Source organism: Shinella sp. GW835-FHT14H05 (assembly GCF_058793575.1).
The window spans coordinates 352,551-364,676 of record NZ_JBXAFY010000003.1 but is presented as its reverse complement, the minus strand read 5'-3'; the positions used below and the strand labels follow the sequence as shown (position 1 = coordinate 364,676).

General features: G+C 65.8%; 11 protein-coding genes. 2 read left to right on the top strand and 9 right to left on the bottom strand.

All coding sequences use genetic code 11. The features are described 5' to 3' along the window. Nucleotides 1–12 precede the first annotated feature (12 nt). Nucleotides 13–1,116 carry an alkene reductase gene (locus AC1Q6Z_RS12890; RefSeq protein ID WP_492648095.1) on the top strand — a complete coding sequence of 368 codons (1,104 nt, stop codon included), beginning with the start codon at nt 13–15 and terminating at the stop codon, nt 1,114–1,116. Further along, on the top strand, nt 1,113–1,451 hold the full coding sequence (locus tag AC1Q6Z_RS12885) for a cupin domain-containing protein (protein WP_492648094.1): 339 nt from the start codon (nt 1,113–1,115) through the stop codon (nt 1,449–1,451). Before AC1Q6Z_RS12890 ends, AC1Q6Z_RS12885 begins: the two co-directional genes overlap by 4 nt. Nucleotides 1,452–1,464: 13 nt before the next feature. Here the strand turns inward: AC1Q6Z_RS12885 and AC1Q6Z_RS12880 are convergent, their stop codons facing one another. The 9 genes from AC1Q6Z_RS12880 to AC1Q6Z_RS12840 all read right to left on the bottom strand — a co-directional run bounded on the left by AC1Q6Z_RS12880 (nt 1,465) and on the right by AC1Q6Z_RS12840 (nt 12,037). Beyond that, nucleotides 1,465–4,122 (bottom strand): nitrate reductase, encoded by a 2,658-nt coding sequence (locus AC1Q6Z_RS12880; RefSeq protein WP_492648346.1) that lies wholly within the window; start codon nt 4,120–4,122, stop codon nt 1,465–1,467. Beyond that, nucleotides 4,122–4,457, bottom strand: coding sequence for a nitrite reductase small subunit NirD (gene nirD / locus AC1Q6Z_RS12875; protein WP_439615658.1), 336 nt, complete (start codon nt 4,455–4,457; stop codon nt 4,122–4,124). Before nirD ends, AC1Q6Z_RS12880 begins: the two co-directional genes overlap by 1 nt. Nucleotides 4,458–4,461: 4 nt before the next feature. Beyond that, complete coding sequence (gene nirB / locus AC1Q6Z_RS12870; RefSeq protein ID WP_492648093.1) at nt 4,462–6,912, bottom strand: nitrite reductase large subunit NirB; 2,451 nt, start codon at nt 6,910–6,912, stop codon at nt 4,462–4,464. Nucleotides 6,913–6,927: 15 nt separating this feature from the next. Beyond that, nucleotides 6,928–8,154 carry an MFS transporter gene (locus tag AC1Q6Z_RS12865; RefSeq protein WP_492648092.1) on the bottom strand — a complete coding sequence of 409 codons (1,227 nt, stop codon included), beginning with the start codon at nt 8,152–8,154 and terminating at the stop codon, nt 6,928–6,930. Nucleotides 8,155–8,464: 310 nt separating this feature from the next. After that, nucleotides 8,465–9,676 carry a CmpA/NrtA family ABC transporter substrate-binding protein gene (locus tag AC1Q6Z_RS12860; RefSeq protein ID WP_492648091.1) on the bottom strand — a complete coding sequence of 404 codons (1,212 nt, stop codon included), beginning with the start codon at nt 9,674–9,676 and terminating at the stop codon, nt 8,465–8,467. Then, nucleotides 9,673–10,275, bottom strand: a complete 603-nt coding sequence (locus AC1Q6Z_RS12855; RefSeq protein WP_439615662.1) for an ANTAR domain-containing response regulator — start codon at nt 10,273–10,275, stop codon at nt 9,673–9,675. The genes AC1Q6Z_RS12860 and AC1Q6Z_RS12855 overlap by 4 nt, the downstream gene beginning before the upstream one ends. A 65-nt stretch (nt 10,276–10,340) precedes the next feature. Beyond that, the gene (locus AC1Q6Z_RS12850) at nt 10,341–10,541 is read right to left on the bottom strand and encodes a hypothetical protein (protein WP_439615663.1); all 201 of its coding nucleotides are present in this window, start codon (nt 10,539–10,541) and stop codon (nt 10,341–10,343) included. Nucleotides 10,542–10,551: 10 nt separating this feature from the next. After that, nucleotides 10,552–11,295 (bottom strand): SDR family oxidoreductase, encoded by a 744-nt coding sequence (locus tag AC1Q6Z_RS12845; protein ID WP_492648090.1) that lies wholly within the window; start codon nt 11,293–11,295, stop codon nt 10,552–10,554. Further along, nucleotides 11,288–12,037, bottom strand: coding sequence for an SDR family NAD(P)-dependent oxidoreductase (locus AC1Q6Z_RS12840; protein ID WP_256116542.1), 750 nt, complete (start codon nt 12,035–12,037; stop codon nt 11,288–11,290). The genes AC1Q6Z_RS12845 and AC1Q6Z_RS12840 overlap by 8 nt, the downstream gene beginning before the upstream one ends. Nucleotides 12,038–12,126 lie beyond the last annotated feature (89 nt).

Sequence of the window (12,126 nt, the reverse complement as noted above, 5' to 3'; positions counted from 1 at the left end):
TCGAGGACGACCATGACCGCTTCGCTTTTCCAGCCCGTCTCGCTCGGCGCCATCGACCTGCCGCACCGCATCGCCATGGCGCCGATGACCCGCGCGCGCAGCACGCAGCCGGGCAATGTGCCGAACGATATGATGGCGCGCTACTATGCCCAGCGCGCCTCCGCCGCGCTCATCATCAGCGAGGCCACGCAGATTTCGCCGCAGGGCCAGGGCTATTCCTTCACGCCCGGCATCCATTCCGACGCACAGGTTGCGGGCTGGCGCGCGGCGACCGATGCGGTCCACGCGGCCGGCGGGCGCATGGTGCTGCAGCTCTGGCATGTCGGCCGCATGAGCCATGAGAGCTTCCATGCCGATGGCCTGCCGGTCGCCCCGTCCGCCATTTCACCCGAGGCCAAAGTCTGGATCGTCGATCCCGCGACAGGCGAAGGCGGCCTTGCCGATTGCCCGGTGCCGCGGGCGCTGACGACGGCGGAAATCGGTGCGGTCGTCGTCGATTTTGCCAAAGCGGCGGCCAATGCGATGAAGGCCGGTTTCGACGGGGTCGAGATCCATGGCGCGAACGGTTACCTGGTCGACCAGTTCCTGCGCCGCTCGGCAAACCAGCGCACGGACGGCTACGGCGGCAGCCAGGAGAACCGCATCCGCTTTCTCGTCGAGGTCGCGCAAACCGTCGCCGCAGAGGCTGGTGCCGCACGCACCGGCATCCGCCTGTCACCGTTCATCACCCAGCGCGGCATGGTCGACGACGAGATCGTGCCGACGACCCTGAAGGCGGCGCGCGAACTCGATCGCCTGGGGCTCGCCTATATCCACCTCGCCGAGGCCGACTGGGACGATGCGCCCGTCACCCCCGCCTCCTTCCGCCGCGATCTGCGGACGGCCTTTTCCGGCAAGATCATCGTCGCCGGCAAATACGATCCGCAACGCGCGGAGGCGATCCTCTCGGAGGGACTGGCGGATGTCGTCGCCTTCGGACGCCCCTTCATCGCCAATCCCGACCTGCCGCGCCGCTACCGCGAAAACCTGCCGCTCGCCGCCTTCGACGCGACGACGCTGTTCGGCGGCGACAATGAAGGTTACGCGACCTACCCGGCCTGGAGCAGCGCCGCATGACGCCGCTCTCCGAGAAGGAACGCACGGCGGCGCGGGCAAACGACAGGATCGGCACCGTGCTGGTGCTCGATCAGCCCGGCATGCGCATCTGGCACCTGCGGCTCCAGCCGGGCGAAAGCCTGGCGCCGCACCGGCATGACCGGCCGTATTTCTGGACAGTGCTGGGCGACGGCACGGCGCGCTCCCGCTACGGCGACGGGCGCGTCGTCGACGTGACCTATGCCGCTGGCGACACGCGTCACTTTCCGGACCTGACGCCCGACACCGCCTTCGTGCACGATCTCGCCAACAGCGGCACCACGGAACTGGTCTTCGTGACGGTGGAGTTCGGCTGAAGCACCTCCGCCTTCATTCCGCGGCGGCGGCGAGGCATCCATCGACGATGTTTTGAATTTCGCCGCGGCAGGACCCGCAATTGGTTCCCGCGTTGAGCGCCTTGCCCACCGCGTCGACACTGCGGCAGCCGCCCCGCACGGCCGCAACGATCTGGTTGACGCCGACGCCGAAGCAGGCGCAGACGGTGGCGCCGGGGTCCGGCTTGTCGGCACCCGGGCGCCCGGCGACGAGGGCGAAGCGCTTGCGCAGGTTGGCATGTTCGGCACCGAGCTGCGCGACCGCCCAGCTGCGCGCGACGGCGACCGGCTCGCGCGCCAGGAAAAAGGCCGCGAGCAGGCGCGGGCCATCGAAGAAGGCGAGCCGGACCTCGCCGGACGGGCGGTCGGTATAACCGAGAGGCTCGATGCCATCGGGAATGGACAGGGTTTTGCGGCACCACTCGCACCAATCCTCGACAGGCTGGTCGAACGCCAGTTCGAGCCGCCACCCGCCTTCCGCTTTCGCCAGCGCCCAATAGGCCGCGTCGAGGCTGTCCGGCTTTGCCTGCGACACCGCGAAGCCATAGTGCGCCACCTTGAATTTGCGGGCTGCGACGGCGACGTTTTTCGAGGCGGGCTGGCCGGAGATCCTGTCCGTCACGGGCGGCACGACGGCATCGATACGGCCCGCCGCGGCGAATTGGTCGTTCCAGTGCATCGGCACGAAGAGGCTGCCGCGCGCCTGGCGATCGGTGATGAGGGCGCGCACGACCGCCTTGCCCTGCGGGCTCTCGATTTCGACGAGGCCGGCATTGCCGACCCCGATCTCCATCGCATCACGCGGATGCAGCTCGGCGAAAGGCTCGGCGATATGCGAGGACAGCCGTGCGCTTTTTCCCGTGCGGGTCATCGTATGCCACTGGTCGCGAATGCGGCCGGTGTTGAGGGTGAAGGGATAGGTCGTGCTGGTGCGGTCCGACGGGGTTGGCTCGACCGCGACGAACCGCGCCTTGCCGTCCGCGTGGTAGAAGCCGCCCTCCGCGAAAAAACGGGTTTCGGCCTTGCCGCCCTCCGCCGGCTGCGGCCATTGGAACGGGGCGAGCGTATCGTAGGCCTGCGGGGTGAGCCCGGCATAGGCGCCGATGTCGAAATCGCGGCCGCCCTCGTTCTCGAAGGCGGAAAGCGCCGCGTGCTCCTGGAAAACCTCAGCGGGCGCTTCATAATCGAAGGCGGCGGCAAAGCCCATACGGCGGCCGACTTCGGCAAGCTGCCACCAGTCGGCGCGGGCCTCGCCCGGCGCATCCAGAAAGCTCCGCTGCCTTGAAATGCGGCGCTCGGAATTGGTGACCGTGCCGCTCTTTTCGCCCCAACCTAGCGAGGGCAGCAGGATATGGGCGTGGCGGGCGGTGTCCGTCGTCTTCAGGATGTCGGAGACGACGACGAAGGGACAGGCCTTGATCGCCGCCGCGACGGCATCGGCATCCGGCATGGAGACGACGGGGTTGGTCGCCATGATCCACAGCGCGTTGATGCGGCCGTCCGCAACCGCCTGGAAGAGATCGACGGCCTTCAGCCCCGGCTTTTCGGCAATCCGCGGCGATTGCCAGAAGCGCTGCACGCGGTCGCGGTCTTCCGCGCTTTCGATCGCCATATGGGCGGCCAGCATATTGGCAAGCCCGCCGACCTCTCGGCCACCCATGGCGTTCGGCTGGCCGGTCAGCGAGAATGGCCCCATGCCCGGCCGGCCGATGCGGCCGGTCGCCAAGTGGCAATTGAGGATGACGTTGACCTTGTCGGTGCCTGACGACGACTGGTTGACCCCTTGGCTGTAGCAGGTCACCACCTTCTCGGTCGTCGTGAAAAGCCGGTAGAATTCCCGCAGTTGCATGGCCGGCAGGCCGGTCTGCTCCAGCACGTCGGCAAAGGAGACCGAAGACGAGGCCACGAAGGCTTCCACAAAGCCGTTCGTATGCGCCGCGACATAGTTTTGGTCGATCGCGTTGTTCAGGACGAGATGGGAGAAGAGGCCGACGAACAGCGCGACATCGGTGTCCGGGCGGATCGCCAGATGCAGGTCAGCAAGATCGGCCGTCATCGTGCGGCGCGGATCGATGACGACGATCTTCATGCCCGGCCGCTTCGCCTTGGCGGCGGCGAGCCGCTGGTAAAGGACCGGGTGGCACCAGGCGAGGTTCGAGCCGGTGAGGATGACCAAGTCGGCCAGTTCCAGGTCCTCGTAGGTCCCCGGCACCGTATCGGCCCCGAAGGCGCGGCGATGGCCGGCGACGGAGGACGACATGCAGAGCCGCGAATTGGTGTCGATATTGGCCGAGCCGATGAACCCCTTCATCAGCTTGTTGGCGACGTAATAGTCCTCGGTCAGGAGCTGGCCGGAGACGTAGAAGGCGACGGAGTCCGGGCCGTGTTCGGCGATGGCGGCGGAAAACGTCCGGGCGACGAGGTCGAGCGCGTCGTCCCAATCCGCCCGCTTTCCGCCGATTTCCGGATGGAGGAGGCGTCCGTCGAGATCGACCGTCTCGCCGAGCGCCGATCCCTTCGAGCAGAGCCGCCCGTAGTTCGACGGATGGTCCGGGTCGCCCTTGACGGAGACCGTGCCGTCGTCGCCCACCTTAGCGATGACGCCGCAGCCGACGCCGCAATAGGGGCAGGTTGTCTTGACCTCCTGTTCCATCATTCCGCCGCCATCATCAGGCTTTCGAGCGCGATGAAGAGGGCGCCGTCCTCGTTGCGCAGCGGCACGGTCTTCACCGCCCCCTGGTCGGCCCCAAGCGCCTTGCCGGTTTCGAGCGAGATCACCCAGTTGTGCAGCGGGCAGGTCACGGCCTTGGCATGCACGATGCCCTGCGACAGCGGCCCGCCCTTGTGCGGGCAGTGATCCTCGATGGCGAAGACCTCGTTTTCGGCCGTGCGGAAGACGGCGATCCTGCCCTGCGGCGTCTTCACGCAGCGGGCACCGCGCAGCGGGATATCGGCGATGTTGCCGATGGCGATCCAGTTCATGTCCATGCGCTCACTCCGTGGCCTGCGTATAGCCGATCGTCGCCATCGGCCGGAATTCGTGTTTGTCCTTGCCGGAGACGCGCTCCGACCACGGGTCGACCTGGGCGAACTTCTGGCTGAAGACGAAGCGGCCGTAGAAGGCCTTGCGCTTCGCCTCATCGCCCATGATCTGGCGGCGGATTTCCTCAAGGCCGATGCGCTTGGCCCATTTGTAGATGCGCTCCAGATAACGCGCCTGCTCGCGATACATCTGCGTCAGCGCCACGATATGCTCCAGCGCCTCGTCCTCGGTCTTGACGAGGCCGAGCACCTCGGTGCCCTTGATGTCGAGGCCCGCCGCGCCGGCGAAATGGATCTCGAAGCCCGAGTCGACGCAGATCACGCCGATATCCTTGCAGGTTGCCTCGGCGCAGTTGCGTGGACAGCCGGAGACGGCGAGCTTCAGCTTGGCTGGCGTCCAGGAGCCCCACATGAACTTTTCGATGCGGATGCCGAGCCCGGTGGAATCCTGCGTGCCGAAGCGGCACCAGTCGGAGCCGACGCAGGTCTTCACCGTGCGCAGGCCCTTGGCATAGGCCTGGCCGGAGACGAAGCCGGCCTTGCCGAGATCGGCCCAGACGGCGGGCAGGTCCTCCTTCTCGATGCCGAGCAGGTCGATGCGCTGGCCGCCCGTCACCTTCACCAGCGGGATTTCGAACTTGTCGACGACATCGGCAATCGCCCGCAATTCCCCCGCATTGGTGACGCCGCCCCACATGCGCGGCACGACGGAATAGGTGCCGTCCTTCTGGATGTTGGCGTGCACGCGCTCGTTGATGAAACGCGACTGGTAGTCGTCGGCATATTCGTCCGGCCAGTCGCAGACGAGGTAATAGTTGAGCGCCGGGCGGCACTTGGCGCAGCCGCAGGAGGTCTTCCATTCCAGTTCCTGCATGACGGCCGGAATGGTCTTCAGCCCCTTGGCCTTGATCAGGCGGCGCACGTCGTCATGGCCGAGATCGGTGCAGCCGCACATCGGCTGGACGGCGGCGGGGTTGTAGCTGTCGCCGAGCGTCAGCGTCATCAACTGCTCGACGAGGCCGGTGCAGGAGCCGCAGGAGGCCGACGCCTTGGTGTGGGCGCGCACGTCGTCCAGCGAGGTCAGGCCCTTGTCGGTGATGGTCGAAACGATCCGGCCCTTGCAGACGCCGTTGCAGCCGCAGATTTCCGCATCATCCGGCAAGGCTGCAACGGCCGCCATAGGGTCCAGCGGAGCGCCCCCCTGATAGGCCTGGCCGAAGATCAGCGTCTCGCGCATCTGCGAAATGTCGGTCGCCTTCTTCTTGAGGTCGTTGAACCAGGCGCCATCCGCCGTCTCGCCATAGAGCACCGTGCCGATGATGCGGTTGTCCTTCAGCACCAGCCGCTTGTAGACGCCCGCCGAGGCGTCGCGCAGCACGATCTCCTCCCGGTCGTCGCCATCGGCGAAATCGCCGAGCGAGAAAAGTTCGATGCCGGTCACCTTCAGTTTGGTCGGCGTATCGGAGTGGACGAAGGCGGCGGAACGCTCACCGGCAAGATGCGAAGCGGCGACGCGGGCCATCTCGTAAAGCGGTGCGACGAGGCCGTAGACCATGCCGCCCACTTCCGCGCATTCGCCGAGCGCCAGAATGCTGCCGTCCGAGGTCTGCATGCCGTGATCGACGACGATGCCGCGATTGACGGCAAGGCCAGCCTCCTTGGCGAGCCCGACGCTCGGGCGGATGCCGACGGCCATCACGACGAGCGTCGCGGGGATGACGCGGCCATCGTCAAGCTCGATGCCCTCGACCTTGCCGTTTCCAACGATGGCCTTGGTGTTGGCCTTGCAGAGGATCTTGATGCCGCGGCCTTCAAGTTCTTTCTGCAGGAGGTAACCGGCGGCGGGGTCGAGCTGGCGGTCCATCAGGGTGGGCATGACGTGCAGCACGGTGACATCCATGCCGCGGCCGGCAAGGCCGGCGGCCGCTTCCAGGCCGAGCAGGCCGCCGCCGATGACGATGGCCTTTTCGCGCGACTGGGCGGCGAGCAGCATGGCCTGCACGTCGTCAAGGTCGCGATAGGTAATGACGCCGGGCAGGTTGTTGCCGGGCACCGGGATGATGAAGGGCACGGAGCCGGTGGCGATCACCAGCTTGTCGTAGCTTTCGGTGACGCCGTGATCGGAGGTGACCGTCCTGGCATCGCGATCGATGGCGATGATGCGGTGGCCCTTGTAGAGGGTGATGCCGTGTTTGATGTACCAGCCGTCGCCGTGGATGATGATCTGCTCGTAATCCTTCTCGCCGGAGAGCACCGGCGAGAGCATGATGCGGTCGTAGTTCACCCGCGGCTCGGCGTTGAAGATGGTGACCTCGTACTGGCCGGGCGCCTTTTCCAGCAGATGCTCCAGCATGCGGCCCGGGGCCATGCCGTTGCCGATGATGACGAGTTTCTCGGTCATGGTGTTTCCTTACAATTACGCGGCGACGGCGGAGACGGAGGGACGCTCCATCTGGCGGATGGAGAGGTGCATCCAGAGAAGCGAGACGGCGACGACGGCGAAGAGCAACAGGAAACAGCTCGACCAGAGGCCCGTCGCATCCTTGAGCAGGCCGAAGGCGATGGGCAGCACGAAGCCGCCGAGCCCGCCGACCATGCCGACGACACCGCCGACCGCGCCGACGCTATCGGGGTAATAGGCCGGGATGTGCTTGTAGACCGCCGCCTTGCCGAGGCTCATGACGAAGCCGAGCACGAAGACGACGGCGATGAAGATGATCGGCGTGACACCGGTCGGGAGCGACAGGATCAGCGTGGCGACGGCCGAAACACCGAACATCCAGTACATGACGGAACGCGCGCCCTTGCGATCGGACAGCATGCCGCCGAGGGCGCGAAAAATGCTGCCGGGAATGGAATAGGCGGCGGCGATCATGCCGGCGGTGGCGATATCGAAGCCGTAGACGCCGACCAGATAGCGCGGCAGCCAGAGCGACAGAGCAACGAAGCCGCCGAAAGCGAAGAAATAATAGAGCGAGAAGCGCCAGACGCGGGCGTTCTTCAGCGGCGCGAATTCCTGGGCGAGGCTGCGCTTCGGCGCCTTGCCGTCGCGGCGGTTGCGGAAGGCCGGGTCGTCGCTGGTGGTAAACCAGAAGAGGCAGGCCGTGAGGATCAGAGCCGCAGCCCAGATTTCCGCCACCATCTGCCAGCCGGCGGCGACGAGCACGAGGGGCGCGAGGAATTTCGTCAGCGCCGCGCCGACATTGCCGGCCCCGAACATACCGAGCACCGTGCCCTGCTTTTCCGCCGGAAAGAAGGGTGAGACATAGGCGACGCCGACGGCAAAGGACCCGCCGGCCAGCCCCACGCCGAGGCCTGCGAGCAGCATCTGCGGAAAGGTGGTGGCGTGGGAAAGCAGCAGCGTCGAAAGCGCTGCCGCCAGCATGGTGAGCGTATAGACGAGGCGGCCGCCGTAGCGCGGCGTCCAGACGCCGAGCAGGATGCGCACCAGCGAGCCGGTGAGGATCGGCGTGCCGACGAGCAGGCCGAACTGGGCTTCGGATAGCCCGAGGTCATCCTTGATGCGGATGCCGATGATCGCGAAGATCGTCCAGACGGCGAAACAGATGGTGAAGGCGAAGGTAGACATCCAAAGCGCGATTGCCGGTTCGCGCGGGGACAGGGGCTGCTTGTTCTCAGACATGGCTTCTCCGAGGCCCGACAAGGTCGTGCCGAAAATCATGGGGTTGAAAAACAAAAAGCCGCTGGCCAGGCACGCGCGACCCTCAAGGGTGCGCACAATCCTGATCAGCGGCTTTGCTGGAGGCGCCCGTCGTTGGACGCCGATTTCGTGACCCGAAGGCCCGCAAGAAACAAAGCAATCAGCGTGCCAGTTTCTTCAAACACTTGATTCTGAAAGCTATTGGGAAATTTTTGAGACCGCCGCGCAAGACAATGCTTGGCGCATGCGCACGAAAGAAGCCACTTTTTGTGCAGTGCGCATAAAATAAGCGCTATCGCATTTGCGCCGCGATATAGGCATCCACGGCATCCGGATCGAAACGCCCGCCATCGAAGAAGCCGTCCGGCCCGAGCGTCAGCGCCCCGGACGAGCCGACCGGCGTTTCCACCTTCAGGGCACCCTCGACCTTGGAACTGGCCGACGGCATGGCGATGCCGAGCCCCTTCAGCGCGGCGCGATAGAGATCCGGCCGATAGGTTTCCGCGGCGATCTTTTGGCGTTCGGCCGTATGCGCGACCTGCCCCCAGCGCACCATCTGGGTGTAGAACCATAGCGCATGGCTTTTCCAGGGGAAGGTCGCGGCCTTGGCATTGGGCACGAAAAAGTCGCTGACGCGTTCAACCGCACCGCCGCCGACCGGAAGCTCCCCGCTCAGCGCCGGCAGCAGCAGCGCGGCATCCCGCCCGACATAGACGGGTTTTGCCAGAAGCTGCGCCAGTTCCTCGCGGTTTTCCGGCCGGGCGCACCACAGGGACGCTTCGTAGAGCGCCACGAGCAATGCGGCCAATGCTTCCGGATGCGTTTCGCCCCAGCGGGCATTGACGCCCAGCACCTTTTCCGGGCTCGACCGCCAGATCGCGGCCTTGACGGTGGCGAGATGCCCGCCGCGTTTCACCACGCCAAACGTGTTCCAGGGCTCGCCGGCGCAATAGCCGTCGATGGCGCCTTCCGCCAGCGCATCGCCCATGTCCGGCGGCGGCAGCACGACGATCTCGATATCACGGTCCGGGTCGATGCCGCTGGCCGCCAGCCAGTAGCGTAGCTCGTAATTATGCCCCGAATAGGGATGCACGACACCGAAGCGCAGCGGCTCGCCTTTCCGCCCGTCGATGACCTTGCGAAGCGCCGCGCCATTGGCACGCGCGTCGAGATCGGCCGTCGCGCCCTCCCCCGCCATCGCCCGCCACAGCGTCGCCGAGACGGTGACGGCATTGCCGCCAAGCCCCAGCGCCATCGGCACGATCATGTCGGGCGCCGGCGCGCTGAGGCCGAGATTGCAGGCGATCGGCATGGGGCCGAGGATATGCGCCACATCGAACTGGCGAACGGCAAGGCGGTCGCGAATGCTCGCCCAGGAGCGTTCGCGCACGAGGGTAAGATCGATCGACTGTGCCTCGGCAAAACCCTTTTCCCGGGCGACGACGAGGAGCGCGCTGTCGAGCAGCGGCACGAAACCGGCGGTGATGGCGTGGCGCATCGTCATTCCTTCACTCCCGGATCGAGCAGGCTGGCCGCCGTGATGAGGCTTTGGGCGATCTCGACGATCTTGCGGTTCTGGTTCATCGCCGTGCGGCGCAGCAGCGCATAGGCCTCCTCTTCCGAAAGCCCGCGCGAGCGCATCAAGAGCCCCTTGGCGCGGTCGATCGCCTTGCGGTTTTCCAGTTCGCCGCGCGTCTCCTCCAACTCCCGGCTGAGGCGGGAAAAGGCGTTGAAGCGGCTGATCGCCATTTTCAGGATCGGCCGTACGCGCTCCTGCTTCAGCCCGTCGACGATGTAAGCGGAGACGCCCGCCTCCACCGCGGCCTCGATGGAGGCCTCGTCCGACTTGTCGACGAACATGGCGATGGGACGCTTCACCGCGCGGGAAAGCTGGAAGATGCTCTCCAGCATGTCGCGGTTGGGGTTTTCGAGATCGATGACGATCACGTCCGGGTTGAGATCGGCGATGCGCCGGGCGAGCCCGTGCATCACGTCGATGACGGTGACCTGGTCATAGCCCGAATCGCGCAGGCCCTCCTCGATGATGGCGGCGCGAATCCGGTTCTCGTCGATGACCAGTACGTTCAGTCCGCTTGCTTTCATGCCGCCACCGCGTTGAGGTCGCATGCCAGATGCGCCATGCGCGCGGCGAAATCAAGCCGGGAGGCTCAATCCTCTGGAATGGAATGAAACCCCGTCGGCAAGGCGAAGCCCATATCCGACGACGGCTCCGAGACGGTGGGCACGGGCGTTCGCGGGATCATCGCGTGGGCGGCGAGCACGGAGCGGATCGCGACGGGGCGATAGTGCCGGACGAGATCGGGCGCCTCCTCCGTCTTTCCTTTTTCCTTGTCGCCATCCCCCGCCATAGCGTTTCTCCTACGGTGCCTCGAACTTCACCATCGTCCCGCCGCCGGTCGCCTGGTCGGTCGGGAAAACCTCGACGCGGGCGACGTCGACATGGGCCGGCAGCGCGATCACGTCGTTGACGACCTGCGCGATGTTTTCCGGCTGGATCGGCCGATAGCCGTCATAGAGTACGGCGGAGGCCTGGTTGTCGGGGATGGAGGTGCGGTAGAGCGCCGTCTGGACGCGGCCCGGCACGATCTCGCTGACCCGCACCGAGGTGCCAAGCAGGTCGCAGCGCAGGTTATCGCAAAACAGGCTGAGCCCGGCCTTCGAAGGTCCGTAGGCGCCCATGCCCGGATAGGGCGCCTGCCCGCCGCTGGAGCCGATATAGATGAGATGGCCGCGCTTGCGGGCGACCATGCCGGGCAGGAAGGCGCGTGTCAGATGCATCGGCGCCTTGAGGTTGACGTCGATCATCGCGTCGATTTCGGCGGGATCGATGTCCTGGAAGGCCGCCCGGGTCGACAGGATGCCGGCATTGTTGACGAGGATATCGACCTCGACGCCGGCCAGCGCGTCCGCGATGCGCGCCGTGTCGCGCACATCCGCCACCACGGGCACGGCGCCGCAGCTTTCGGCGAGTTCGGTCAGCACCGCCTCGTTGCGGCCGACGGCATGGACGGTCAGCCCGCGCCCGCGCAGCATGGGCACGATCGCCTTGCCGATGCCGCTGGTCGCACCCGTGACGACGGCGACGCGATAGGCGTCAGACATAGATGTAACCTCCGCTGATCACGACATTCTCGCCGGTCGCATAGGTGTTGCGGCTGGAGGCCATCATGACGATCCATTCGGCCATTTCAACCGGTTCCGCCGCGCGGCCGAGCGCGCTGGCTTTCGCAAGTTCCGGCAGGAAGCCGAGTTCCTTGGCGCGGTCCGTGGCAAAGCCGGCGGGGGCCACGGAATTCACCAAGATCTGGTCCTTGGCGCATTCCTGCGCGAAGGATTTCGTCAGACTGACGACGGCGGCCTTGGTGGCGGCGTAATGCGCGTTCTGCGGATGGGCCTTGAAGGCATCGACCGAGGTGATGTTGACGATGCGGCCGGTCACTTCCGGCGGGTTGACGAACTGGCGCATGTGCCGCACGGCGGCGACCATCATGTGATAGGTGCCCTTGACGTTGATGGCGTTTTCCAGGTCCCAGTCCTCGTCGGTAATGTCGAGAATGGCCTTTCGCGGATAGATCGCCGCGCTGTTGACGAGGGCGTGCACGCGGCCGAGCTTGCCGGCAACTGCAGCGAAGCCCGCATGCGCCGTCTCCGCGCGGGAAATGTCCGCCACCGCCGTCGCCACCTCGGCGCCGAGAGCTTCCAATTCCGCCGCGGAAGTGGCGAGCAGCGCCTCGTTGCGGTCGATCAGGCCGATCTTTTGCGCGCCGTGCGCGATCATCAGCTTGGCCGTCGTGAGACCGAGGCCCGAAGCGCCGCCGACGATGACAACAGACTGGTTCTTCACGTTTCACTCCTCGCGATTTTCAAGTTGCGTGGCCATATTGGTATGTTATCACTTATATGCTAACTTTTACGAAGTGCAAGCCGCTTCCG

Excerpts from the sequence above, each read along its gene's own strand:
- nirB (WP_492648093.1), bottom strand. The coding sequence starts at position 6,912 with ATGACCGAGAAACTCGTCATCATCGGCAACGGCATGGCCCCGGGCCGC.
- AC1Q6Z_RS12860 (WP_492648091.1), bottom strand. The coding sequence starts at position 9,676 with ATGACGATGCGCCACGCCATCACCGCCGGTTTCGTGCCGCTGCTCGAC.
- AC1Q6Z_RS12890 (WP_492648095.1), top strand. The coding sequence starts at position 13 with ATGACCGCTTCGCTTTTCCAGCCCGTCTCGCTCGGCGCCATCGACCTG.
- AC1Q6Z_RS12845 (WP_492648090.1), bottom strand. The coding sequence starts at position 11,295 with ATGTCTGACGCCTATCGCGTCGCCGTCGTCACGGGTGCGACCAGCGGC.
- AC1Q6Z_RS12885 (WP_492648094.1), top strand. The coding sequence starts at position 1,113 with ATGACGCCGCTCTCCGAGAAGGAACGCACGGCGGCGCGGGCAAACGAC.
- AC1Q6Z_RS12855 (WP_439615662.1), bottom strand. The coding sequence starts at position 10,275 with ATGAAAGCAAGCGGACTGAACGTACTGGTCATCGACGAGAACCGGATT.
- nirD (WP_439615658.1), bottom strand. The coding sequence starts at position 4,457 with ATGGACATGAACTGGATCGCCATCGGCAACATCGCCGATATCCCGCTG.
- AC1Q6Z_RS12850 (WP_439615663.1), bottom strand. The coding sequence starts at position 10,541 with ATGGCGGGGGATGGCGACAAGGAAAAAGGAAAGACGGAGGAGGCGCCC.
- AC1Q6Z_RS12865 (WP_492648092.1), bottom strand. The coding sequence starts at position 8,154 with ATGTCTGAGAACAAGCAGCCCCTGTCCCCGCGCGAACCGGCAATCGCG.
- AC1Q6Z_RS12880 (WP_492648346.1), bottom strand. The coding sequence starts at position 4,122 with ATGGAACAGGAGGTCAAGACAACCTGCCCCTATTGCGGCGTCGGCTGC.